The sequence below is a fragment of the Kosakonia sp. CCTCC M2018092 genome (genome assembly GCF_003864115.1).
In the GTDB taxonomy this organism is placed as follows: Bacteria; Pseudomonadota; Gammaproteobacteria; order Enterobacterales; family Enterobacteriaceae; genus Kosakonia; species Kosakonia cowanii.
In genome coordinates this window covers 2,470,851-2,494,569 of sequence record NZ_CP034225.1, presented here as the reverse complement: position 1 = coordinate 2,494,569, position 23,719 = coordinate 2,470,851, and the positions used below count along the sequence as shown (strand labels likewise).

The window sequence follows — 23,719 nt, the reverse complement described above, 5'->3', positions numbered from 1 at the left end:
CACCGCGGGGGCAACCCCGCTTTCAGGATCCCTTGCCGTGAATCAGACCGTTATCGCCCGGATAACCACGGCGCTGCTGGTGATACTGGTGGCGCTGCCGTTACTCTTTATTGTTTTGCAGGCACTCTTTCCCCACTTCAGCGCAGGCTCGCTGAGCGACCCCTTTTCGGCGATCCCGCACCTGCTCGCCGAGCCGCAGCTGCCGGCAATGTTCAGCGGCACGCTGCAAATCGCCCTTGGTGTGGCGCTGCTCAGCGCGGTGATTGGCCTGCCGCTGGGCGTCGCGCGCGGGCTGTTCGATCTGCCGTACCCGAAGCTATGGGATCTGCTGTTTCTGATCCCGTTTCTCACTCCGCCCTACATTGCTGCGCTCTCGTGGATGCTGGTGCTGCAAACCCAGGGCTACCTGATGCAGCTCACCGGGCTGGATCTCAATAATCTGCTCTTCAGCAAGGTCGGCATTGTGCTGGTGATGACGCTCAACATCTTCCCCGTGGTCTATTTTGCCGTTTCGCGCAGCCTGCTTGCCAGCGGGCAACGGCTGGCGCTGGTCGCGCGGGTGCATGGCGCCACGCCGTGGCGGGCTTTCTACCACATCACTTTGCCGCTGCTGTCACCCGCATTAGCAGCGGGCATGCTGCTGGCCTTCACGCTGGCGATTGAGGAGTATGGCGTGCCGGCGGCGCTGGGCACCCGTTCAGGGGTGGTGATGCTGACGGTCGGTATTGAGGAGAAGCTCGCCGACTGGCCGATCGATCTGCCTGGCGCTTCGCTGCTGTCGCTGGTGCTGATTACGGTCGCGCTCGGCGGCTGGGCGCTGCAACGCAAACTGACCGGCGGCACCGATGTCACCAGCGTCTCCGGCAAACCCGCCGCGCATGTTGGCGCGAAGATGGGGCTGTTTACTGCCCCAGTGGTGACGGTGATGGCGCTGGTCGGTTTTATCGCGGTGGTGCTGCCGGGGCTGTCGATGGCGGTGACCGGTTTTAGCGCCACGCTCTCCGGCGGGCTGGCGTGGGACAATCTGACTAGTGCTCACTTTGCGGCACTCTTTGCCCAGCGCGGCGATGCGTTGCCTGCGCTTGGCACCAGTGTTTCCCTCGCGTTTGCGGCAGCGCTGATAACCGGCCTGCTCGGGTTATGCGCCGCCTGGCTGGTGGTGATGCAGAAGATAAAAGGGCGCGCGCTTATCGATGCGCTGTCGCTTATGCCCGCCGCGCTGCCGGGGGTGGTGGTCGGAGTGGGGTTGATCCTGCTGTGGAACCGCGCGTTCTGGCCGGTTTCGCCCTATAACACGTGGGCAATTCTGCTGCTCTCCTATTGCTGTCTGCTGCTTCCGTGGCCGGTGCGCTACATCGGCAGCGCCATGCGCCAGCTGGGCGGTAATCTGGAACCGGCGGCACGGGTGCATGGTGCCAGCGCGTTTCAGGCGCTGCGTTTTATTGTGCTGCCGCTGATTTTCCCGGCGATGCTCGCCTCGATGTTAATGGTTTTCGCCATTGCTTCGCGCGAACTGGTCACCTCGCTGCTGCTGTCGCCTGCGGGCACGCAAACCGTGGCGGTCTTTATCTGGCGGCAGTTTGAGCAGGGCTCGGTGGGGCAAGGGATGGCGATGGCGACGCTGACGCTGATTACCGGGCTGGGCCTGATGCTGACGGCGCTGGCCATTATGCAGCGGAGCACAAAGGGATAAAGTGAGGGCACGAAAACGCCAGTGGCCGGAAAAATATGGGTTATAACCAATGGACACCACATGCAAGGAGCCTGTATGACCCCGTTTTTAAGCGCTTATCTGGACCGCATCGACTGGCATCAAACGCCGGATGCCACCCTTGAGACCTTACGCGCCGTGCATTTGCACCATAACGCCGCGATCCCGTTCGAAAACATCGACGTGGTGTTGCCGCGTGAAATCGAGCTCAGCGATGAGGCGATTTTCGCCAAGCTGGTGGTCGGCAGGCGCGGCGGCTACTGCTTTGAGCAGAATGGCCTTTTTGAGCGCGCGCTGCGCGAGATGGGGTTTGAGGTGCGCAGCCTGCTGGGGCGCGTGCTGCTCGCTAACCCGGATCAGATGCCGCCGCGCACCCACCGCCTGCTGCTGGTGCAGCTTGACGGTGAGCCGTGGATCGCCGATGTCGGCTTCGGTGGTCAGAGCCTGACCGCGCCAATCCGACTGCAGGAGGAGATTGAGCAGGCGACGCCGCACGGCCTTTATCGCCTGTTGCGCGCGGGTGAAAACTGGCAGTTGCAGTTCCGTCATCATGAGCACTGGCAGACGATGTATCAGTTTGAGATGGGGGAGCAGTACCAGGCGGATTACGTGCTGGGCAACTTCCACTCCGCGCACTGGCCGACCTCCCATTTTCGTCACCATCTGTTGATGTGCCGTCATCTGCCGGACGGCGGCAAAATGACCCTCACCAACTTCCACTTCACCCACTGGCAGCAGGGCAAAGTGGTGGAAGAGACGCGTCTGCCCGACGTCGCCGCGCTGTATGAGACGCTACAGCACCGCTTCGGGCTGGGGGTGAGCGATGCGCAGTCGGGCTTTACACTGCAACAGCTGCAAACCGTGATGGACGGCTTTGATCTGCACAGCGGCAAGCGCTAGCAGAGTTCTTTCTCAATCATCCGTGTCAGATGGCGTTTGAAGGCTGCTTCATCGACATCTGGCATGCCGAGGATGCAAATTCCGTCCATGCCGCAGACCATCGCAATCAGCCGCCAGGCGATATCCGCCGCTGGATCATGCAGGGTAAATTCGCCCGCCGCCACGCCCTGTTCGATAATCCTGACGACTTTGACGTGCCACATCTCCATGGTCAGCAGATAGGCACCTTTGATTTCCGGATCTTTATTCGCCAGCAGCAGCGCTTCGCGCCACAGATGAATATAGGGCTCCAGCCCGCCTTCATCACTGCCGAGCATCGCGAACAGCTGTTCGCGCCACGGCGCGGTTTGCGGAACCAGCTCAACCTCCAGCAGTTCATCGATCAGCCGGATAAAGGCCTGCGATTTGAGTTCGTTCGATGAGATGAAATGGTGGTGTACCTGGCCCGTTGCCACCCCGGCTTCACTGGCGATGCGGCGCACCGTCATGGCGGAAAAGCCCTCTGCCAGCGCGACACGCATGGCGGCCTGCAGGATCACTTCCCGGCGATCGTCCCGATTTAAATAGCTCATGAAATATTTTCCCCTTAAAACGTGCCGCAGAGTGTAACAAAAAGCTGGACATGCGTTCAACAATCCGTAGGATCGCATTTCTGGACAGGCGTCCAGAACGGATAAAAGAGGAAGAAGTTATGTTTCGTCAGTGGTTAACGTTGGTCATCATTGTGCTGGTTTATATTCCGGTGGCGATTGATGCGACGGTGCTGCATGTTGCCGCGCCGACGCTCAGCACCGCGCTGGATGCCAGCGGGAATGAGCTGCTCTGGATCATCGATATCTATTCGCTGGTGATGGCAGGGATGGTGCTGCCGATGGGCGCACTGGGCGACAAAATCGGCTTTAAGCGCCTGCTGCTGATTGGCAGCGGTTTGTTCGGCGGCGCGTCGCTGCTGGCGGCATTCGCCCCCACCGCAGGCTGGCTGATTGCCACCCGTGCGCTGCTCGCCGTCGGCGCGGCGATGATTGTGCCCGCGACGCTTGCCGGGATCCGCACCACCTTTTCTCAGGCGCACCATCGCAACACCGCGCTCGGCGTCTGGGCGGCGATTGGCTCCGGCGGCGCGGCATTTGGCCCGCTGATTGGTGGTATGCTGCTCGAGCACTTTTACTGGGGCTCGGTATTTCTCATCAACGTGCCGATTGTGCTGGTCGTGATGGCGCTTACCGCCCGGTATGTTCCGCGCCAGCAAGGGCGGGCCGATCAGCCGCTGCACCTCAACCAGGCGCTGGCGCTGATTGCCGCCATCTTGCTGCTGGTGTGGAGTGCGAAAACCGCCATGAAAGGTACGCTGCCGCTGTGGCTGGTGACCAGCACGCTGCTGATTGGTGGTCTGTTACTCACCGGTTTTGTGCGCATCCAGCTGGCGGCGAGCCGCCCGATGATCGACATGCGGCTCTTTACGCACCGCGTGATCCTCAGCGGCGCGCTGATGGCGATCATGGCCATGGTGACGCTGGTGGGCTTCGAGCTGCTGATGGCGCAGGAGCTGCAATTTGTACACGGCTTTACGCCTTTCGCCGCCGGGGTCTTTATGCTGCCGGTGATGATCGCCAGCGGCTTTAGTGGCCCGATTGCCGGGGTGCTGGTCTCAAAACTGGGGCTACGTTGCGTGGCGGCAGGCGGGATGGCGCTCAGCGCAATTAGCTTCTTTGGGCTGTCGCTGACCAATTTCTCGACCCAGCCGGTGCAGGCGGCGGTGCTGATGGCGCTGCTCGGTTTTAGCGCCGCCAGCGCGCTGCTGGCCTCGACGGCGGCCATTATGGCCGCCGCGCCGAAGGAGAAAGCGGCAGCGGCAGGGGCGATTGAAACCATGTCCTACGAGCTCGGTGCGGGTCTCGGTATTGCGGTGTTCGGCCTGATCTTAAGCCGCACCTTCTCCGCAACCATTAACCTGCCACAGCAGCTGAGCGCCGAAGCGGCGGCGCAGGCGTCGTCATCGATCGGTGAAGCGTTCCGCCTGGCGCGCGAGTCCGATCCGGCGCTGGCCGAGGGGATTATTGCCGCAGCAAAAACGGCATTTACCCACTCGCATAGCGTCGCGCTCAGCACCGCCAGCATGCTGTTAGTGGTTCTGGCAATAGGGATGTGGTTTAGCCTCGCACGCGTTGAGAAAAGCTAATCCCATTACTACCACAGGGCGCTCCGCCAGCAGTAGAAGGGCGGAGCGCCCATCTCTTTTACTTCCCGCAATAGATTCACCTTTCTGTATTTGATACCTGACACGGATTGCGAAACCGTTGCCATCTGCCTGGCGGCCGGAACTCTCCTACCTCTTAGGAGGCACGTAAACGCAACGGCAGCGACTATTAGGTGTCACGCGCCAGGCGTTATTGATTTACCGCAATTAATTCATCCCGTGAAATGTTTAGTTTCCCCGCCGCAAGCGAAGATTGATTATTGAGGAAAGCAATGAACGTCAACCGCAGACAGTTTTTTCGTATCTGCGCGGGCGGGATGGCAGGAACCACGGTCGCTGCTTTAGGGTTCGCCCCGAAGATGGCACTGGCTCAGACGCGAAATTATAAATTACTGCGCGCAAAAGAGACCCGAAACTCCTGTACATACTGTTCCGTGGGTTGTGGGCTATTAATGTATAGCCTCGGCGATGGCGCAAAGAACGCCAGAGAAGCGATTTACCATATCGAAGGGGATCCGGATCATCCGGTCAGCCGGGGCGCGCTCTGCCCGAAAGGGGCAGGGCTGCTCGATTATGTCCACAGTGAAAACCGCCTGCGTTACCCCGAATACCGCGCGCCTGGCTCGGATAAATGGCAGCGTATCAGCTGGGATGAAGCGTTTAACCGTATCGCTCGCCTGATGAAAGCGGACCGCGATGCGCACTTTGTCGAAACCAACGACGCCGGAGTGAAGGTTAACCGCTGGCTCTCCACCGGCATGCTGTGCGCCTCGGCGGCAAGCAATGAAACGGGCATGCTGACGCAAAAATTTGTGCGCTCTCTCGGCATGCTGGCGGTAGATAACCAGGCGCGCGTCTGACACGGACCAACGGTAGCAAGTCTTGCTCCAACATTTGGTCGCGGTGCGATGACCAACCACTGGGTTGATATCAAAAACGCCAATGTGGTGATGGTGATGGGCGGCAACGCCGCTGAAGCCCACCCGGTCGGTTTCCGCTGGGCGATGGAAGCCAAAAACAACAATGACGCAACGCTTATCGTTGTCGATCCGCGCTTTACGCGCACGGCGTCGGTGGCGGATATCTATGCGCCGATCCGCTCCGGAACGGATATTACTTTCCTCTCCGGCGTGCTGCGCTACCTGATTGAAAACAACAAGATCAACGCGGAATACGTCAGACACTATACCAACGCCAGCCTGCTGGTGCGGGATGACTTTGCCTTCGAAGAGGGCTTGTTCAGCGGCTACGATGCTGAAAAACGGCAGTACGACAAAACGACGTGGAACTATCAGTTTGATGACAACGGCTATGCAAAACGCGATGAGACGCTGACCCATCCGCGCTGCGTCTGGAACCTGCTCAGAGAGCATGTTGACCGCTACACCCCGGAAACGGTGGAGAATATCTGCGGCACGCCGAAAGCGGACTTCCTGAAGGTGTGCGAGGTGCTCGCCTCGACCAGCGCCGTAGACAGAACCACGACGTTCCTTTATGCCCTGGGCTGGACGCAGCATACGGTCGGTGCGCAGAACATCCGTACCATGGCGATGATCCAGCTGCTGCTCGGCAATATGGGCATGGCCGGCGGCGGGGTTAACGCCCTGCGCGGCCACTCCAATATTCAGGGGCTCACGGATCTGGGTCTGCTCTCGACCAGCCTGCCGGGCTACCTGACGCTGCCGTCGGAAAAACAGACCGATCTGCAACAGTACCTGGCGGCGAATACGCCGAAAGCGATGCTGCCCGATCAGGTGAACTACTGGAGCAACTATCCGAAGTTCTTCGTCAGCCTGATGAAATCGTTCTATGGCGATGCGGCGCAACAAGAGAACGACTGGGGATTCGACTGGCTGCCGAAGTGGGATCAATCCTATGACGTCATCAAATATTTCAACATGATGGCGAGAGGTGAAGTGACTGGCTACATCTGCCAGGGCTTCAACCCGGTGGCCTCGTTCCCGGATAAGAACAAGGTCGTCAGCACCCTGAGTAAGCTGAAGTACATGGTGGTGATCGATCCGCTGGTCACCGAGACCTCCAGCTTCTGGCAGAACCACGGCGAGATGAACGACGTTGACCCGTCGGCCATTGCAACGGAAGTGTTCCGTCTGCCCTCCACCTGTTTTGCGGAGGAGGATGGTTCGATTGCCAACTCCGGGCGCTGGTTGCAGTGGCACTGGAAAGGGCAGGATGCGCCGGGCGAAGCGCTTAACGATGGTGAGATCCTGGCGGGTATTTACCACCGGATGCGCGAAATGTACCGCACGGAAGGCGGTAAAGGCGCGGAGCCGCTGCTCAATATGTCCTGGCACTACAGCCAGCCGCATAACCCGCACTCCGAAGAGGTGGCAAAAGAGAACAACGGCTACGCGCTGGAAGATCTCTATGACACCAACGGTCAACTTCTGGCGAAGAAAGGCCAGTTGCTGAACAGCTTTGCGCTGCTGCGTGATGATGGCTCCACCGCCTCGTCGTGCTGGATCTATGCGGGCAGCTGGACCGAGCAGGGCAACCAGATGGCAAACCGGGATAACGCCGATCCATCGGGGCTGGGCAATACGCTCGGCTGGGCCTGGGCGTGGCCGATGAACCGCCGGGTGCTCTATAACCGCGCGTCTGCGGATTTCCTGGGTAAACCCTGGGATGCGAAACGGATGCTGATCCAGTGGAACGGTACGAAGTGGGTCGGGAATGATATTCCGGACTACAACACCGCGCCGCCGGGAAGCAACACCGGGCCTTTTATCATGCAGCAGGAAGGGATGGGGCGTCTGTTTGCGCTCAATAAACTCGCCGAAGGGCCGTTCCCGGAACACTATGAACCGGTGGAAACGCCGCTCGGCACTAACCCGCTGCACCCGAACGTGGTCTCCAGCCCGGTGGTACGCATTTACGCAGAGGATGTGAAGCGTATGGGGAAAAAAGAGCACTTCCCTTATGTCGGCACCACCTATCGTCTGACGGAGCACTTCCACACCTGGACCAAGCACGCGCGGCTTAACGCCATCGCCCAGCCGGAGCAGTTTGTTGAAATCAGCGAAACGCTGGCCGCGGCAAAAGGTATCCGCAATGGCGATCGCGTTAAGGTCAGCAGCCAGCGCGGTTTTATTCGCGCGGTAGCGGTAGTAACAAGGCGTCTGCAAACCCTGCAGGTACACGGTCAGCAGGTTGAGACCGTGGGCATTCCGCTGCACTGGGGCTTTGAAGGCGTAGCGCAGAAGGGGTATATCGCCAACACCCTGACGCCTAACGTCGGCGATGCGAACTCGCAAACGCCGGAATATAAAGCGTTTTTGGTCAATATCGAGAAGGCGTAAGGGCGCGACATTATGGCTATGGAAACTCAGGACATTATTAAACGCTCTGCGACCAACCCCGTCACGCCGCCACCGAGGGCGCGTGACTATAAAGCGGAGGTCGCCAAACTTATCGATGTCTCCACCTGTGTGGGCTGCAAAGCCTGCCAGGTGGCCTGCTCGGAGTGGAACGACATCCGCGACGAGGTGGGGCACTGCGTCGGGGTCTATGACAACCCTGCCGATCTCAGCGCCAAATCCTGGACGGTGATGCGCTTTAGCGAAACCGAGCAGAACGGCAAGCTGGAATGGCTGATCCGAAAAGATGGCTGCATGCACTGCGCGGAGCCGGGCTGCCTGAAGGCGTGCCCCTCTGCTGGCGCAATCATTCAGTACGCGAACGGTATCGTCGACTTCCAGCAGGAGAACTGCATCGGCTGCGGCTACTGCATCGCCGGGTGTCCATTTAATGTCCCGCGCCTCAGTAAAGAGGATAACCGGGTCTATAAATGTACGCTCTGCGTCGATCGCGTCAGCGTCGGCCAGGAGCCCGCCTGCGTGAAGACCTGCCCGACTGGCGCTATTCATTTCGGCACCAAAAAGGAGATGCTGGAACTTGGCGAGCAGCGCGTTGAGAAGCTGAAAGCGCGCGGTTACAGCCATGCGGGTATCTATAATCCGCAGGGCGTAGGCGGCACCCATGTGATGTATGTGCTTCACCATGCCGATCGACCACAGCTTTATCACGAGCTGCCCAACGATCCGCATATCGACACGGCGGTCGGGCTGTGGAAAGGGGTGCTGAAACCGCTGTCGGCGGCGGGCTTCCTTGCCACGTTCGCCGGGCTGATTTACCACTACATTGGCATTGGCCCCAATAAAGAGGTGGATGACGAAGAGGAAGATCATCATGAGTAAGTCGAAAATGATTGTGCGCACTAAATTTATCGATCGCGCCTGTCACTGGACGGTGGTGATCTGCTTCTTTCTGGTGGCGCTCTCCGGCATCTCCTTCTTCTTTCCGACGCTGCAGTGGCTGACGGAAACCTTCGGTACGCCGCAGATGGGGCGCATCCTGCATCCCTTCTTCGGTGTGGTGATCTTCCTGGCGCTGATGTTTATGTTCGTGCGCTTTGTGCATCACAACATCCCGGACAAGAAGGACTGGCCGTGGGTGAAAAATATCGTTGAGGTACTGAAGGGCAACGAACACAAAGTGGCGAAGGTCGGCAAATATAATGCCGGGCAGAAGATGATGTTCTGGACCATTATGAGCATGATGACCGTGCTGCTGGTCACCGGTGTGGTGATCTGGCGTCCATACTTTGCCCACTACTTTCCGATACAGGTCATTCGCTACAGCCTGCTGCTGCACGCGACCTCGGCGATTATTTTGATCCACGCCATCCTGATCCATATGTATATGGCTTTCTGGGTGAAAGGCTCGATCAAAGGCATGATCGAAGGCAAAGTGAGCCGCCGGTGGGCGATGAAGCACCATCCGCGCTGGTATCGCGACGTCGAACGTCTCGAAGCTAAAAAAGAGAGTACGGAAGGCATTAAGTAATGCGTTTACCGCTCCGGCATCGTGTCCGGAGCGTTTTTTTAGCTGCACCTTATGACGACTCATTCCCGCTTCGCTGCGTGCATCAATGCAATTAATCCCTCTTTTTCTTCCATCCATATGCATCATCTCCCTGGTTATGCGCTGCGAAAATTAGCAATCCGCCCCCCTGCAAACAACGTCCTTTCTTCAGATTTGTGCAGAAAATGCGAGGTCGCTTCCTGAATAAAGCAAAGCCATGCAAACGATGAAAATTGTTGCGAGGCATCTTCCAGAATCCACCATTCCCTTTGGTTTTCCTGGTGACGACGCGCGCCGTTATGGTGATGATTGCGCCCGGCGAAGAGCGTGCCGGGCGCTTTTTGTTACGCTGCGCTGCGTAGGGCCAGCTTCCTCTGCAACAGCGGCACCAGCAGAGGAAAAAGAAGGGCGCTGAGGGCGCAAACTATCAGCAACGGTTGCAGAGCGTCGAGGGTCAGCGCTCGGGCGGAGAGCAGCCAAGAAGAGAGGGAAAATGCGGCGGTGGTGGCGAGGTGCATTAGCGCCGTTTGCAAGGAGCTAAATCCTGCGCGTTGTGCATTATCCGGGAACTGCAGGGTGAGCACCGATGAGGAGACGAGGCGGCTATAGGCAGCCGCAAGAAACAGCACCATAAAAAGCCAGGGATTAGCGTAGTGCAGCGCCGGAATAAGCAGGCTGGCAACGAACAGGGCGCTGGAGGTCAGTGCCAGCGTCAGGGTGGTATAGCGTTGCGTGAGCAGACCGGTAAACCGGGTCGCGAGATACCCGGCGATGCCACCGGCAAAAAAGAGCCAGGCAAGCTCTGTGACCGTTGCGCCAAGCAGTTGCAACAGCGGCACCAGCAGCGGAATGAGCAGCATCGGGCTGAACTGCACCAGCGCATTGCCGGAGGCGAAGAGCAGCGTCTGCGCATCAAGGGCGATCTTCTGGCGTGGGGCTGAGGCTACCTGCTGCGCGGGAATAAAGCGCACGATCAGAACCAGTGCTACAAGGCAGCAGGCGCTGATTGAAAGCAGTGAAGTTTTCCACCCCCAGCGGGAGCAGATAAACAGCACCGCTGGCATGCCGACAATGCTGATCATGGAAAACGCGGCGATCACCGTCGACACCATTTTGCCGCGCAGCTGTGCTGGCGCGGCATTGATCAACAGACTTATGGCTACACCCATGGTTGTGCCGCCGACCAGCCCGGCAAAAAAGCGCAGCGCCAGCAGCACGCCAAAGTGGGTAGTAAGAGTCGTCATGGCAGTCAGCATGCACAGCAGCGCCATATTGCGCAGTAAAAAACGCTTCTGATTGATTGCGCCGATGAAGTAGAACGCGATCGCTCCGGAGAACATCGCGGCGAACGTGTAGGCGGCAGAGACATAGCCGGAGAAGGCGAGTGGCACTGCAAATGCCGCGGCCATAAAGGCGAATATTGGGTTGAAGGCCATATATTCCAGCGCGTTAGCGAACTGGATAAAGGAGACAACGAGGGCGAGGGTGCCAAGTGTACGAGATGCGTTTTGTTGTGACATAAGCAACGAGTTAAACCTGTAAAAAAGAGGAGCAGGCACTCTAATACCTGGCGGTTTTGAGAATAAGCCGGTAAAAATGACCATCATTGTTATCAAAAGTGGGATAAACATGCGGGCAGGGCTTGATTTCACCGCGCTGAAGATTTTCTGTGCGGTGGTAGATAAAGGGAGTTTTGTGGCAGCGGCGAAGGCGCTGACCATGCCGACATCGAATGTCAGCCGGACGGTTGCCCGGCTTGAAGAGATGCTCAATGTGCAACTTATCGAGCGCACGACGCGGCACCGGAAACTGACACCCTCCGGGCAGCTTCTCTATACGCGCTCTAAGCCGCTTCTTGAGTCGCTGGAGCAGACGGAGGCGGAGTTGATGTCGCGGCAGGTGCAGCTCAAAGGGCCGCTGCGCATTTGCATTCCGAGCGAGATGGGGCCGGCGCTGCTCGGCGATCTGCTGGCGGATTTCGCCTGCCGTTACCCGGAACTGGAGATAAGCTGCATAACCAATTTATCCGGCTTCGAATCTCTGCGCGAAGAGGTGGATGTTGCCGTTATCGTCACCCGCGGCGATCTGGATGACAGCGACTACATTGCCCGGCCTCTGGCGACCTTTCCCTGCACCATTGTGGCTGCGCCTGCGTTAATTGAGCGCTACGGCCTGCCGGTTTCCATCCGCCAGTTTGAAAACTTACCCTGCATTACCACCGTCAGCGCGCTGAACGGAGCGGCCTGGCAATTTGTCGATGCCGCGGGCAAGCATGAGGTGATCAACGTGAAAGGGCATTACCGCGTCAACAGTGGTGAGATGGCCTTCAAAGCTGCGCTGGCGGGAGTGGGGTTCGCCATTCTGTCAAAACAGGCCTGCCAGCAGCCGATTAACGAGGGGCGTCTGGTGGAGATCGCCTTCCCGCAGGCCGCAGCGCCGCTGCGTCTGGTTGCGATCTACTCCAGCCGCCGCTATCTGCCGGTCAAAACGCGGGCGTTGATCGATTTTCTGCAGCAGGGGCTGCAAAGCCCCGTTGATTAAACAGGGGCAGAAAAACTGTATTCATGGATTAAAACGTCAGCGGACGGGTTTCAACTGGTCTGCCTTACGCGAATGGTCAATAATGCCCGTCGCAAACTTTTAACAAGTGGTTAGTGGTATGAAAAAAACGGTTTTTTCGTTGGCACTTGCGACCTTTGGTCTTGGGATGGCTGAGTTCGGTATTATGGGCGTGTTGACCGAGCTTGCGAATAACGTCGGGATCTCCATTCCGTCGGCGGGGCATATGATCTCCGCCTATGCGGCGGGTGTGGTGATTGGCGCACCGATCATGGCGATGTTCTCCAACCGCTTCTCGCTGAAAAATGTGCTGCTCTTTCTGGTGGCGCTCTGCTTTGTCGGCAATACGATTTTCACCTTCTCCAGCGCGTACCCGATGCTGGTGATTGGTCGGCTGATCTCTGGCTTTCCACACGGCGCTATCTTTGGCGTCGGCGCCATTATCCTCTCGAAAATCGCGCCGCCGGGGAAAGTGACGATGGCGGTAGCCGGGATGATCGCCGGGATGACTGTTGCTAACCTGATCGGTATTCCACTCGGCACGTGGATCGGCCATCTCTTTAGCTGGCGCTACACCTTTGTGCTGATCTCGCTCTTTTTCGTGCTGGTGCTGGTGTCGGTCATTTTCTGGGTGCCGAGTCTCTATGACACCGCGCCGACCCGCCTGAGCGAACAGTTTCACTTTTTGAAGAAACCGGAGCCGTGGCTCATCTTCGCCGCCACCATGTTCGGCAATGCCGGGGTGTTTGCCTGGTTCAGCTACGTGAAGCCCTTTATGGTGAGCGTCTCGGGCTTTTCACAAAACGCCATGACGCTGATTATGATGCTGATGGGGCTGGGGATGGTGCTGGGGAACATGTTCAGCGGCAGAGTGTCGGCGCGATTCAGCCCGATACGCATCGCGGCAGCGACCGAACTGGTGATCATGCTGGCGATGGTGGCGCTGTTTTTCCTCGGCGATAGCAAAGCGGGGGCGCTCTCGTTGGGCTTCATCTGCTGCGCCGGGCTGTTTGCACTCTCTGCGCCGCTGCAAATCATGCTGCTGCAAAATGCGAAGGGGGGCGAAATGCTGGGTGCCGCAGGTGGGCAAATGGCGTTTAATTTCGGTAACGCGGTAGGAGCATGGTTTGGCGGGCTGATTATCGCTTTTGGCTTTACCTATAACTACCTGGCGCTGCCGGCGGCGGTGCTGACCTTCGCCGCGCTGACCTCGCTGCTGATTTATAACCGTCGTATCACCAGACATCAGGCAGAAGTGGTGACAGTGTAACGCAATGCCGATGTGAGGGGTTGAGGCTCGGTGATAAAACGCCGGATGGCGGCTTTGCCTTATCCGGCCTACGGGTGCCGGTTCGGGGCGTGGCACGGTGATAAAACGCCGGATGGTGGCTTTGCCTTATCCTGCCTACGGGGGATGAAAGATTGCATGGTTCCGTAGGTCGGATAAGCGTAGCGCCATCCGACATTTGTTTACCGGCTACGCAGATTAATGACGTAAATCGATCACCATACGGCCACGGATCTGACCCTGTTCCATTTCTTTAAAGATGGCGTTGATATCTTCCAGCGGGCGCAACGCCACTTTCGGCACCACTTTCCCTTCGGCGGCGAACTGGAATGCTTCGGTAAGATCCTGACGGGTGCCGACCAGCGAACCCACCACCTGAATGCCGTCCAGCACCAGACGCGGAATATCGAGGCTCATCGCTTCCGGCGGCAGACCAACGGCGACCACGCGTCCACCGGCGCGCACGGCGTCGACCGCCGAGTTAAAGGCCGCTTTTGCCACGGCGGTAACCACGGCCGCATGCGCGCCGCCGGTTTTCTCCTGCACCACTTTCGCCGCATCTTCGCTGCGCGAGTTGATGGTCAGATTGGCACCCATGCTGGCGGCGAGCTTAAGTTGCTCGTCATTCACATCAATGGCGATCACTTTGGCATTAAAGACGTTTTTCGCGTACTGCAACGCCAGGTTGCCGAGGCCGCCCAGACCATAAATCGCAATCCACTGGCCCGGCTTAATCTGCGACACTTTCACCGCTTTATAGGTTGTCACACCCGCACAGGTGATGCTGCTGGCTTCCGCAGAGCCAAGGCCGTCCGGCACTTTCACCGCGTAATCCGCTACCACAATGCACTCCTGCGCCATGCCGCCATCGGCGGTATAACCAGCGTTGACCACTTCGCGGCACAGGGTTTCATTGCCACTGTTGCAATATTCGCAGTGGCCGCAGCCCTGGAAAAACCATGCAACAGAGGCGCGATCGCCTGGTTTCAGCGAGGTGACGCCTTCGGCGATCTCGGTGACGATGCCAATCCCTTCATGACCGAGGATCACCCCGGTCTTGTCGCCAAAATCACCATTTTTAACATGCAGATCGGTGTGGCATACGCCGCAACACTCCATTTTCAGCAGCGCTTCGCCATGTTTCAGCGGGCGCAGCGTCTTATCTGCAATAGCGACCTGGTGATCCTGAGTAACAACGGCAGCTTTCATCTTTAATCTCCTTGCTGGCAAAAGTACGGTGAAGCGCTATCGCCTCATCCCTTAATACCCCTTAAGAGTTAATGGTTTAGGAAAGGGATTCAATAGCCTGGCAACAGAATGACATACTTTGCCGCCATTACCCTTATATCAGGTAGGGTAAATGGTGAGTAATCAAACAGTTAATGTGGTTAAAAAACGTGCTGCACAGATGTCATGAATATGTGGGAAATATGAAAAAAGGCACCTTACGGTGCCTTTGAAGAGGAGATAAAACGGCTACAACAGTAAGCGAAGACGCGCAATCTCGTCGCGCCACTGCGCCTGCAACTGCGGTTTTTGATGCCTCTCTTTGCGCGCCAGATCCTCCTCCAGCCGCGTTTCCAGATCGATAAGCCGCTCCAGCAGAGCGTCATCATCATCTGGTGCCGCAGCGTCGCAGGATTGCGCGTCAACCGCCGCAACCGGCGAGCCAGCGCGTTCACGCAGACGCCCAAACACCGCGTCGGCGTCATGCCACTCGCTCAGTTCGCCATCTTCCACCAGCCAGAAACGGTTACAGCTCTGGCTTATCAACTGTCGGTCGTGGCTTACCAGCAGCACGCCGCCGCTGAATTGCGTTAACGCCTTCGCCAGCGCCTCTTTGCCCGCCATATCAAGGTGGTTGGTCGGCTCATCGAGCATCAGCAGGTTAAAGCGCGCCAGCGACAGCCCGACAAAGAGCAGCCGCGAGCGCTCGCCGCCGCTAAGTGTTGCCACGCGCTGGCCGTGACGAGAAAAGGCAAAACCAGCGCTGATCAAGGCCATTTTCCTGTCACCCGGAGCCGGGGCGAATGGCTCCAGCGCGTCGAACAGGGTCGACTCATCCGGCAACTGGTGCAGGCTCTGATCGTAATACCCGGCATGCAACCGCGGATGCAGGCGCAGGGCGTCATGCTCCGGCTGGTGGTAAACCTGCCAGATAAGCCTCAGCAGGGAGGATTTCCCGCAGCCGTTACGCCCGAGCACCGCCACCCGATCGCCGCTTTTCAGGCGGGCAAGGGGGATGTGGAACAGCGCAGGCAGCCCCGGCGCGGGGGAGACCGCCATGTTCTCCATCTCCAGTAAGCGGTCAGCCGCTAAGGGTTCGCCATGCAGCGCCAGCCGCCACTGGCTGCCGTCGGTCAGCGCCGTCTGGCTCGCTTTCAGGCGATCCACCTGGCGTGCCATCTGTTTTGCTTTACGCGCCAGATCTTCGTTGTCGTAGACGCGACCCCATGTCGCCAGCCGTTTGGCGCTGGCGGTCACACGGTCAATCTCCTTCTGCTCCGCTTTGTGGCGCAGGGCATCGCTCTCATCCCGCTCCTCAAGCGCTTTGCGCGCCAGAGTGCAGGGTAAGGCGAAGCCGTGCAGCGTATGGTCGCGCAGGATCCACGTGCCGTTGGTGACGGCATCCAGCAGCGCGGCGTCGTGGGAGACCATCACAAAGCTGCCGGACCAGCTTTGCAGAAACTGCTCCAGCCACAGCAAGGTAGGAAGATCGAGGTGGTTGCCCGGCTCATCCAGTAACAGCAGGTCGGGTTCGCGGATCAGCGCCCGCGCCAGCAGCAGGCGGGTGTGTTGCCCGCCGCTCAGCGTCGCCGCCGTTAAGGTAATCTCCTGCTCGTTCAGTCCCATGGCGGCGAGCAGCGTTTCTGCGCGCCAGCGCTGGGTTTGCCGTTCAGCAGAGGAGAGTTGCGCCAGCACCGCATCAAGCAGCGTCATTGACAACAATTCATCGGGCAGATGTTGCTCCACGCGCGCCAGCAGGCAGTGATGCGCCTGTGTCACCGTACCGGAAAGCGGGGAGATCGTGCCATCAAGCACCTTCAGCAGGGTACTTTTGCCGCAGCCATTGTCGCCAATAAGCCCGAGGCGATCGCCCTTTTTCAGGGTAAAGGAGAGGTCAGAAAACAGCGGACCGAAGGCGGTCTCAACACGGATTGATTGTGCAGATAGTAGTGTGCTCATTGCTTACTCAAGAGTTACAGGCGTGAAAACGCCTCGTCAAACATCGCTGACGACAACCCGGTAAGCCCGAGGGAAGGGAGAGTTATGCTTCGCTCAAGCAGAGGTTATCGCAGCACGATACCGGTAACGCTTGAGCTGGCGCGATCGCCAAATGCATGTGAATAGTCAAACAATTCACAATACAGCATAGGTAGCCTCCTTTTTTATATTCAGTAAGTTGATGGGTAAAAAGGAGTTTAGCGAGGAAGTGAATGATTTACCAGCAACAAAAAACCCGGAGCAGCGTGCTCCGGGTTGCGGAGAGAGTCAGATCGAGGTACGGCGATAGTTGCGGTACTGCGGCTCCCAGAAGTTGTCATCAATGGCCTGCTTCAGCGCTTCAGGGGAGGTTTTCACCGCCACACCTTGCTGTTGCGCCATTTTGCCAACGGCAAAGGCAATCGCGCGCGACACCACCTGAATATCTTTCAGTTCCGGCAGCACCAGCCCTTCGCCGTTAAGCAGCAGCGGCGAGTACTCGGCCAGCGTTTCACTTGCCGCCATCAGCATATCGTCAGTGATACGAGACGCGCCGGAGGAGATCACACCAAGACCAATGCCCGGGAAGATATAGGCGTTGTTGCACTGGGCAATCGGGAAGACTTTATCCTGCCACTGTACCGGGGCAAACGGGCTGCCGGTGGCAACCAGCGCCATGCCGTTGGTCCAGCTGATGATGTCCTGCGGTGTCGCTTCCACACGTGAGGTCGGGTTGGAGAGCGGCATCACGATCGGGCGCGGGCAGTGTTTATGCATCTCACGGATGATCTCCTCCGTGAACAACCCAGTCTGGCCGGAGACGCCGATCAGGATATCCGGCTTCACGTTGCGCACCACATCAAGCAGGGAGATCGCTTCGTTCTGCACGTTGATATCCCAGTTTTGCAGGTTCTCACGCTTCTGCACCAGCCCGGTCTGGAACGGCAGCAGGTTTGGCATGCCATCGGTCAGCAGACCGAAACGGTCAACCATAAAGACTTTCTGGCGCGCGGCCTCTTCGCTAAGGCCTTCACGCTGGGTCTGAGCGATGATCTGCTCGGCGATACCGCAGCCGGCGGAACCGGCCCCGAGGAAGACAATTTTCTGATCGCTGAGCTGGCTGCCCGCCGCGCGGCTGGCGGCAATCAGCGTACCGACGGTGACCGCCGCCGTGCCCTGAATATCATCGTTAAAGGAGCAGATCTCATCCCGGTAGCGGTTCAGCAGCGGCATGGCGTTTTTCTGGGCGAAATCTTCAAACTGCAACAGCACGTCCGGCCAGCGCTGTTTCACGGCCTGGATGAACTCATCCACAAAGGCGTAGTACTCATCGCCGGTAATGCGCGGATGGCGCGAGCCCATATAGAGCGGATCGTTGAGCAACTGCTGGTTGTTGGTGCCGACATCCAGCACCACCGGCAGGGTGTAAGCCGGGCTGATGCCGCCGCAGGAGGTGTAGAGCGACAGCTTACCGATAGGAATGCCCATCCCGCCAATGCCCTGGTCGCCAAGGCCGAGGATGCGCTCGCCGTCGGTGACCACAATCACTTTGATATTGTGGTTCGGCACGTTTTGCAGGATGTCATCCATGCTGCCGCGGTTTTGCCAGGAGATGAACACACCGCGCGCGCGGCGGTAGATATCTGAGAAGCGTTCGCACGCCCAGCCGACCGTTGGGGTGTAGATCACCGGCATCATCTCTTCGAGATGATTTTCGACGAGGCGGTAGAAGAGGGTTTCGTTGGTGTCCTGAATGTTACGCAGGTAAATGTGTTTATCGATATCGGTCTTGAAGCCCTGATACTGCAACCAGGCGCGCTCGGCTTGCTCTTCAATGGTTTCCACCACTTCCGGCAGCAGGCCCAGCAGGTTGAAACTGCTGCGCTCTTCAACGCTGAAGGCGCTACCTTTGTTCAGCAGGGGAAACTCGAGCAACACGGGTCCTGCGTAGGGGATATACAGTGACCGATTCTTATTATGTTTGGCATTCATCTAACAGCTCCTTGAGAAACGAACGCGCGCACGGGGGGTGAGGTCGCACGCGGGTACAGCGGCGGGCGCAATTATAAAGCATTGAATGAGCAAATACTTCCCGATTGACCTATTCGTTGATTGAATTTTTATCAACTTTCCTGGTAAGCGGCGTATGGGGAGCTGAAATGTGATGCTGGCGGCATAAAACAGATGAGGGAGTCGTGCGAAGCAAACCTGGGATAAACACCACCCCGCAGGGTGGTGTGGGAGAGGGTCTTAACCCGCGCGGCGATGACGGCCGGAGCGGTGGGAGACAACGGTCTCCTCGTTGTTGTCTTTGGTGACAACCTTACGGGTGTTCGACACTTTGTAATCCAGTCCCATAAGATGACGTGCCTGACGGTTCGATTTCATGCTTACTCCTTAATCCAGTTGCGTGTTTCAAGGACAAGCCCGGTAAAGGGCCGGGCGAAATACAATCACATCATTGCAAGGTATGTTTCCATACCGAAAGATTATCCTCGGCTATCGCTGCGCAAATCTCAACCCTGATGGGCACTTTTAAGAACAGTCTCGCTGACCTGTGCGCCGCATCACGCTTTTGGCCCGAGTAACAGCGTCAGCGGACCACCGAGGCGCCTGTTTTGCAGCGGTCGCAGGCTGGCCAGCCGCGTGCGTAAATCGTTATCGCAGGCTGAAAGCTGGCACCAGGCCTCGAGCCAGGCGAGATTTGTCGGCTGCTGCAAAAAGGCCATATCCTGCTGAGCGCCGCTTCTGTCGGTGAAGGGCTGCGGGTTATCCAGCCCGGCAATCACCTGCGTGGCAAGCCGCTGTAACGCAGCCTTATTCTCCTGAGGCATATCAACGCTATTGGCGCGGGCGAAAAGGGCGATCATCACCAGCGGTTGCAGGGCGTAGTTATGGTAGGACAGCGCCCGCTGGCGGCGACGCATTTCATTAGGCAGGAAACCGTCGGCATCAATCTGCTGCATGGCGGTGCGGTAGATCGCCAGTGACTGGTCAAAGAGATCCTGCCGCTCAGTTGCCACCGAGGTTGCCATTAACGCCCAGGCTGCCCAGTAGCTGTGGTTATTCACCTTGCTAAGCGGCAAATCCCGCCACTCGCTGGCGGTTAACTCCCCCATTTTGCCCAGCCAGCGGGTGATGTTTTGCGTCTGCGCGGGCCAGGCGTTCAGCGGATGGCCCGCTGAAAATTGCAGCTGAATCCAGCCTGATGAAAATGTTGCCAGCGCCCATTTGCGCATCGATTTGCCGGTGTGGTTTCGCGCCTCGCCCAGCAGCGCCCCGGCCGTTGCCCAGCGATTGAGCGCGGTGACCAGACAGGTGACATCACGCGCATCGCCGCTGCGGTGCCAGGCGGTGATTTGCGCGCTGACGAACTTTTCCATATCCGCGATGGCACGAGTTTGCTGGTGGAACGCCGCTTCCGCCTGCGGATTGATCGTGGCGCGGGCGCTGTCTGAGCCTTCATATTTACTGCGAAAATCGAGTGCGCCGGTAAAGGGCGGTGGTGCGTCGGGGCAGGAGACGGTTTTAGCTAGCGTATGTGTTGCCGGAGGCTGCGTAAAGCCCGCGGGCGGAACAAGGGGGGCGGCGAGGGTTGCCGCGGTAAAGAGGATAAAGATGAGCCCTGCGCGCAGAAACACCATGCTACGTTCTCCTTCCGCTACTGGAAGGGGGACTATAGCATGGTCGTTTGTTTTTCAGCTGCCGCCAAAAACATGCACCGCACGGTGCAGGCGGGCAGCGCGCGCAGAGAGGTTTTCCGCCGCCTGGGTGACATGGTCAACCATGCCGCTGTTGTTTTGCGTCATGCCGCCCACGCGGGAGACCGAGTCGTTAATCAGCGCCAGCGCCAGCGTCTGTTCATGGGTGGCGGTGCCGATCTCTTTAATCATCGTCGACATGGTGACCACATTGTCGATCATCGCTGTCAGGTGGCTCTCCGTGCTGGCGACCATACCGACGCCGCTTTTAACGTTTGCCACATTGTGTTCAATCAGCGTCTGGATCTGCCGCGCCGCTGAGGCGGAGTGCTGGGCCAGGTTACGCACCTCGGCGGCTACCACGGCAAACCCGCGGCCCGCCTCACCGGCGCGCGCGGCCTCCACAGCAGCGTTGAGGGCAAGGATATTGGTCTGAAAGGCAATGCTGTCGATGACGCCGATAATGTCGACGATCTTGCTGTTATCTGCCGAGACCGCCTGCATCGTCGCGATTGCCTGTTTCATTGCCTCTCCGCTCTTCACGGCACTGGCACTGGTTTCGTCCGCCCGGCTCATGGCATCCGCCGCCGTTTCCGCCGTCTGCTTCACCGCGCTGGCAATCTCCTCTACCGCCGCTGCCGTCTGGTGCAGATCGGCGGAGGTTTCTGCCGTGCGGCTGTGCAACGCGTCGCCTTCGCGGGCGATCTGCTCGCTTACTTCGCGAATACCCGCAATTTGCGCTGAGACATCGCCGACCAGCGAATTAAGGTTAAGCCCGGACTGATTGACCAGGCGCATCAGAAGCCCAATTTCATCGACGCGATTGAAGTGCTGATAATCAGCTTGGCGCCCGGAAACCACGCGCTGCATTTGCGCGAGCACAATTTTCAGCGGGCGGGAGAATTGCTGCTGCAAAAAGAGCGCGAGCAGGGCAAAAATAATTAACACCGCTGCAGATTTTTCTACGACATTAAAAGAGAGGGATTGCAATACCACTAACAGGGCAGCAGAGGTGATGACGCCGAAATAAATACGCCCAGCCGCACTGATGCGCTGAAATAAAGATAAAAATGAAAACACACCCCGGCGAACCAGCAATCCTTTATAAAATTTATAACCTTTAATTTTATTTTCATTAACACGCTGATAAAGCGCCGCGCTGGCGTCAATCTCCTCGCGTGCCGGAATATTACGCACCGAAATATAGCCGGTTAATTTTCCATGCTGGTAGACCGGTGTGACGTTGGCACGCACCCAGTAGTGATCGCCATTTTGACGGCGGTTCTTGACGATTCCGGTCCAACTGTCGCCTTGCTGCAGGGTAAACCACATATCTCCGAAGGCGGCGGGCGGCATGTCCGGATGGCGAATAATATTGTGTGGCTGACCCTTCAGCTGCTCTTCCGTAAAGCCGCTGGCCTCTATAAACGCCGTATTGGCATAAGTGATATGGCTCTGCGTATCGGTCGTCGACAATAATGTCGATTCTTCGTTAAGCAAATATTCTTTTTGTGTAACGGGTGTGTTGAGTTTCATAATAATCCCACGCTGGATCGCGCCAGTTATTGTCGCCAGCGCAAATAGCATTTTCATTTTTCTTACGGGAGTGTCGCTATTGTTTTTACCCCGGCATTCTCCATGAAGTTATGCGACACGAAAAGCGGTAGAGCTAATTATTTTTTAAGCGGCGCTTAAAGAGTGATGATCATAATTGTTATTATTTTGAAAAATAAAACGTGATGGAAAATAGAGGTCAGAGTTAAGTAAATCCTTAAGCCAAATTGATGGCGGGCGATGCGGGAAAGGGTCAAAAAAACGCAGCGGCGAAAAGGAGGTCTTAACATCGGGCTGCGGATGGTGTGTGAAGTAATTTTCACCGTGAACAGACTTTAATCTGCGATCACGCTAACAGATTGGCCTCTGTTCAACGAACGGCAGGGGCAGGATCTTGCTAGACTCCCGCGATGGCACCATCCATTCGGATTCTTTGTGGGCATTTTGAGGGTAGCATCGCGTGTTAGCGACTTTGATATACCGTAGCCGACTGAATCGGACATTAATTCCCTCTCAACTGACTGCTATCGTCGAGCGAGCGAACCACAGCAACGCAACGTTGCAGGTGACGGGTATCTTATTGTTCGACGGCGAGTACTTTTTGCAGGTTCTGGAAGGACCGCTGGAGTCGGTCAACAGCGTTTTTGAGCGCATCAACAGCGATATTCGCCACGGTAATATCGTCGAGCTGCTGCGTGACTTTGCGCCGCGCCGCCGCTTTGTCGATCGCGGCATGGTGCTGTTCGACCTGAGAACGGTGCAACCTGCGGCGGTGTTACGCGCCGTCCTGCGCTTTGGTATGGTGCGCTACAACCAGGCAAGCAGCGATCGGGCCTACAAATTTATCCGCAATTTTATCTCTTCTGCCAATAACAACGGCGGGGTGCGCAATACTTCGCCCGACGCGTGGCACTTTACCCGCAAAGCCTCGCCGTTTAGCCAGGAGACGCTGCCCATGCTCGAGGGGCAGCCCTGTCAGTTTGCCTTTCAGCCGATTATCGAACCCCTGCGCGGCAAAATCTCCTCGCTGGAAGCGCTGATCCGCGGGCCGGACGGCGGCAGCCCGCAGGACTATTTTGCAACCATTGCGCCGGAGAAACTGCACGAAGCGGATCTCGCCTCCAAAGCGTGGGCGCTGGCAATGGCGCGACGCATCGGTATTGGCAATCACAAAATCGCCCTTAACCTGCTGCCGATGTCGCTGGTCAAGATCCCGGGCGCGGTGGATATGCTCCTCGGGCACATTGCGCGCAATAAGCTCAGCCCCGGGCAGATTATTGTCGAAGTGACGGAAGATGAGGTGATCTCCAGCTATGACGAGTTCACCTGGGCGATCCGCCAGCTGCGTGCAGCGGGGATTGGCCTGGCGATTGATGACTTTGGTTCGGGGTTTGCCGGCCTGTCGCTGCTGGCGAAGTTTCAGCCCGATAAGCTGAAAATCGACCGCACTATCGTTACCGATATTCATCTTCATGGCCCGAAACAGGCGATTGTTAAAGCCATTCTCGAGTGCTGCGCCGAGCTGCAAATTAGCGTTGTCGCGGAAGGGGTGGAGAAGGTGGAAGAGTGGTGCTGGCTTGAAGCCGTCGGCGTCGAGCGTTTTCAGGGCTTCCTGTTTGCCCGCCCGATGTTAAATGGCGTCCCGGCGATTAACTGGCCTGAGCGTATTCCTGTTAACAAGAAACCTTCATAGCACGAAACGCTTAACCGGTTTGGCTTAT

At 57.8% G+C, this 23,719-nt stretch carries 17 protein-coding genes; 9 read left to right on the top strand and 8 right to left on the bottom strand.

Annotated features, from left to right (window positions below):
• Positions 1-37: 37 nt before the first annotated feature.
• Positions 38-1,693 carry an iron ABC transporter permease gene (locus tag EH164_RS11865; protein WP_124968363.1) on the top strand — a complete coding sequence of 552 codons (1,656 nt, stop codon included), beginning with the start codon at positions 38-40 and terminating at the stop codon, positions 1,691-1,693.
• A 75-nt stretch (positions 1,694-1,768) separates the two neighbouring features.
• Entirely contained in the window at positions 1,769-2,611 is an 843-nt protein-coding gene (locus EH164_RS11860) for an arylamine N-acetyltransferase (RefSeq protein WP_124968362.1), read from the top strand.
• Here EH164_RS11860 and EH164_RS11855 read toward each other — a convergent pair.
• Positions 2,608-3,183: a TetR family transcriptional regulator gene (locus tag EH164_RS11855; protein ID WP_124968361.1), complete on the bottom strand. Its 576-nt coding sequence runs from the start codon at positions 3,181-3,183 to the stop codon at positions 2,608-2,610. The two genes, EH164_RS11860 and EH164_RS11855, sit on opposite strands and share 4 nt — an antisense overlap.
• Positions 3,184-3,302: 119 nt before the next feature.
• On the opposite strand from EH164_RS11855, the gene EH164_RS11850 reads away from it, so the two are divergent.
• The 4 genes from EH164_RS11850 (at position 3,303) to fdnI (ending at position 9,674) form a co-directional block, all read left to right on the top strand.
• Positions 3,303-4,790, top strand: coding sequence for a SmvA family efflux MFS transporter (locus EH164_RS11850; RefSeq protein ID WP_023478627.1), 1,488 nt, complete (start codon positions 3,303-3,305; stop codon positions 4,788-4,790).
• Positions 4,791-5,080: 290 nt separating this feature from the next.
• Positions 5,081-8,128, top strand: coding sequence for a formate dehydrogenase-N subunit alpha (gene fdnG / locus EH164_RS11845; RefSeq protein ID WP_124968360.1), 3,048 nt, complete (start codon positions 5,081-5,083; stop codon positions 8,126-8,128).
• 12 nt (positions 8,129-8,140) lie between these two features.
• Positions 8,141-9,025, top strand: a complete 885-nt coding sequence (gene fdxH, locus EH164_RS11840) for a formate dehydrogenase subunit beta (protein WP_023478817.1) — start codon at positions 8,141-8,143, stop codon at positions 9,023-9,025.
• The gene (fdnI, locus tag EH164_RS11835) at positions 9,018-9,674 is read left to right on the top strand and encodes a formate dehydrogenase-N subunit gamma (RefSeq protein WP_094419853.1); all 657 of its coding nucleotides are present in this window, start codon (positions 9,018-9,020) and stop codon (positions 9,672-9,674) included. Before fdxH ends, fdnI begins: the two co-directional genes overlap by 8 nt.
• A gap of 362 nt (positions 9,675-10,036) precedes the next feature.
• On the opposite strand, the gene EH164_RS11830 is transcribed toward fdnI, so the two are convergent.
• Complete coding sequence (locus EH164_RS11830; protein WP_124968359.1) at positions 10,037-11,212, bottom strand: MFS transporter; 1,176 nt, start codon at positions 11,210-11,212, stop codon at positions 10,037-10,039.
• A gap of 109 nt (positions 11,213-11,321) precedes the next feature.
• On the opposite strand from EH164_RS11830, the gene EH164_RS11825 reads away from it, so the two are divergent.
• A complete protein-coding gene (locus tag EH164_RS11825; protein WP_124968358.1) occupies positions 11,322-12,233 on the top strand; it encodes a LysR family transcriptional regulator in 912 nt (303 codons plus the stop codon).
• A 118-nt stretch (positions 12,234-12,351) separates the two neighbouring features.
• Positions 12,352-13,521: an MFS transporter AraJ gene (gene araJ / locus EH164_RS11820; RefSeq protein ID WP_124968357.1), complete on the top strand. Its 1,170-nt coding sequence runs from the start codon at positions 12,352-12,354 to the stop codon at positions 13,519-13,521.
• A gap of 216 nt (positions 13,522-13,737) precedes the next feature.
• Here araJ and adhP read toward each other — a convergent pair whose 3' ends face one another.
• The 6 genes from adhP to EH164_RS11790 form a co-directional block, all read right to left on the bottom strand.
• On the bottom strand, positions 13,738-14,748 hold the full coding sequence (gene adhP / locus EH164_RS11815; RefSeq protein WP_124968356.1) for an alcohol dehydrogenase AdhP: 1,011 nt from the start codon (positions 14,746-14,748) through the stop codon (positions 13,738-13,740).
• A 267-nt stretch (positions 14,749-15,015) separates the two neighbouring features.
• On the bottom strand, positions 15,016-16,725 hold the full coding sequence (locus EH164_RS11810) for an ABC-F family ATP-binding cassette domain-containing protein (protein WP_124968355.1): 1,710 nt from the start codon (positions 16,723-16,725) through the stop codon (positions 15,016-15,018).
• Between the two features lie 306 nt (positions 16,726-17,031).
• The gene (locus EH164_RS11805; RefSeq protein WP_023478914.1) at positions 17,032-18,735 is read right to left on the bottom strand and encodes an NAD-dependent malic enzyme; all 1,704 of its coding nucleotides are present in this window, start codon (positions 18,733-18,735) and stop codon (positions 17,032-17,034) included.
• Positions 18,736-18,993: 258 nt separating this feature from the next.
• Entirely contained in the window at positions 18,994-19,131 is a 138-nt protein-coding gene (gene sra / locus EH164_RS11800) for a stationary-phase-induced ribosome-associated protein (RefSeq protein WP_023478646.1), read from the bottom strand.
• 179 nt (positions 19,132-19,310) lie between these two features.
• Positions 19,311-20,387 (bottom strand): mannuronate-specific alginate lyase, encoded by a 1,077-nt coding sequence (locus tag EH164_RS11795; protein ID WP_124968354.1) that lies wholly within the window; start codon positions 20,385-20,387, stop codon positions 19,311-19,313.
• Between the two features lie 54 nt (positions 20,388-20,441).
• The gene (locus EH164_RS11790; protein ID WP_124971421.1) at positions 20,442-21,980 is read right to left on the bottom strand and encodes a PAS domain-containing methyl-accepting chemotaxis protein; all 1,539 of its coding nucleotides are present in this window, start codon (positions 21,978-21,980) and stop codon (positions 20,442-20,444) included.
• Between the two features lie 478 nt (positions 21,981-22,458).
• Here EH164_RS11790 and EH164_RS11785 point away from each other — a divergent pair, with 478 nt between their 5' ends.
• On the top strand, positions 22,459-23,691 hold the full coding sequence (locus EH164_RS11785) for a diguanylate phosphodiesterase (RefSeq protein ID WP_124968353.1): 1,233 nt from the start codon (positions 22,459-22,461) through the stop codon (positions 23,689-23,691).
• Positions 23,692-23,719: the final 28 nt, after the last annotated feature.

Coding starts and splice junctions, on each gene's coding strand:
- fdnI (WP_094419853.1), top strand. CDS start 9,018: ATGAGTAAGTCGAAAATGATTGTGCGCACTAAATTTATCGATCGCGCC.
- EH164_RS11790 (WP_124971421.1), bottom strand. CDS start 21,980: ATGAAACTCAACACACCCGTTACACAAAAAGAATATTTGCTTAACGAA.
- EH164_RS11860 (WP_124968362.1), top strand. CDS start 1,769: ATGACCCCGTTTTTAAGCGCTTATCTGGACCGCATCGACTGGCATCAA.
- fdxH (WP_023478817.1), top strand. CDS start 8,141: ATGGCTATGGAAACTCAGGACATTATTAAACGCTCTGCGACCAACCCC.
- EH164_RS11855 (WP_124968361.1), bottom strand. CDS start 3,183: ATGAGCTATTTAAATCGGGACGATCGCCGGGAAGTGATCCTGCAGGCC.
- EH164_RS11830 (WP_124968359.1), bottom strand. CDS start 11,212: ATGTCACAACAAAACGCATCTCGTACACTTGGCACCCTCGCCCTCGTT.
- EH164_RS11825 (WP_124968358.1), top strand. CDS start 11,322: ATGCGGGCAGGGCTTGATTTCACCGCGCTGAAGATTTTCTGTGCGGTG.
- sra (WP_023478646.1), bottom strand. CDS start 19,131: ATGAAATCGAACCGTCAGGCACGTCATCTTATGGGACTGGATTACAAA.
- adhP (WP_124968356.1), bottom strand. CDS start 14,748: ATGAAAGCTGCCGTTGTTACTCAGGATCACCAGGTCGCTATTGCAGAT.
- EH164_RS11850 (WP_023478627.1), top strand. CDS start 3,303: ATGTTTCGTCAGTGGTTAACGTTGGTCATCATTGTGCTGGTTTATATT.
- araJ (WP_124968357.1), top strand. CDS start 12,352: ATGAAAAAAACGGTTTTTTCGTTGGCACTTGCGACCTTTGGTCTTGGG.
- EH164_RS11795 (WP_124968354.1), bottom strand. CDS start 20,387: ATGGTGTTTCTGCGCGCAGGGCTCATCTTTATCCTCTTTACCGCGGCA.
- EH164_RS11805 (WP_023478914.1), bottom strand. CDS start 18,735: ATGAATGCCAAACATAATAAGAATCGGTCACTGTATATCCCCTACGCA.
- EH164_RS11810 (WP_124968355.1), bottom strand. CDS start 16,725: ATGAGCACACTACTATCTGCACAATCAATCCGTGTTGAGACCGCCTTC.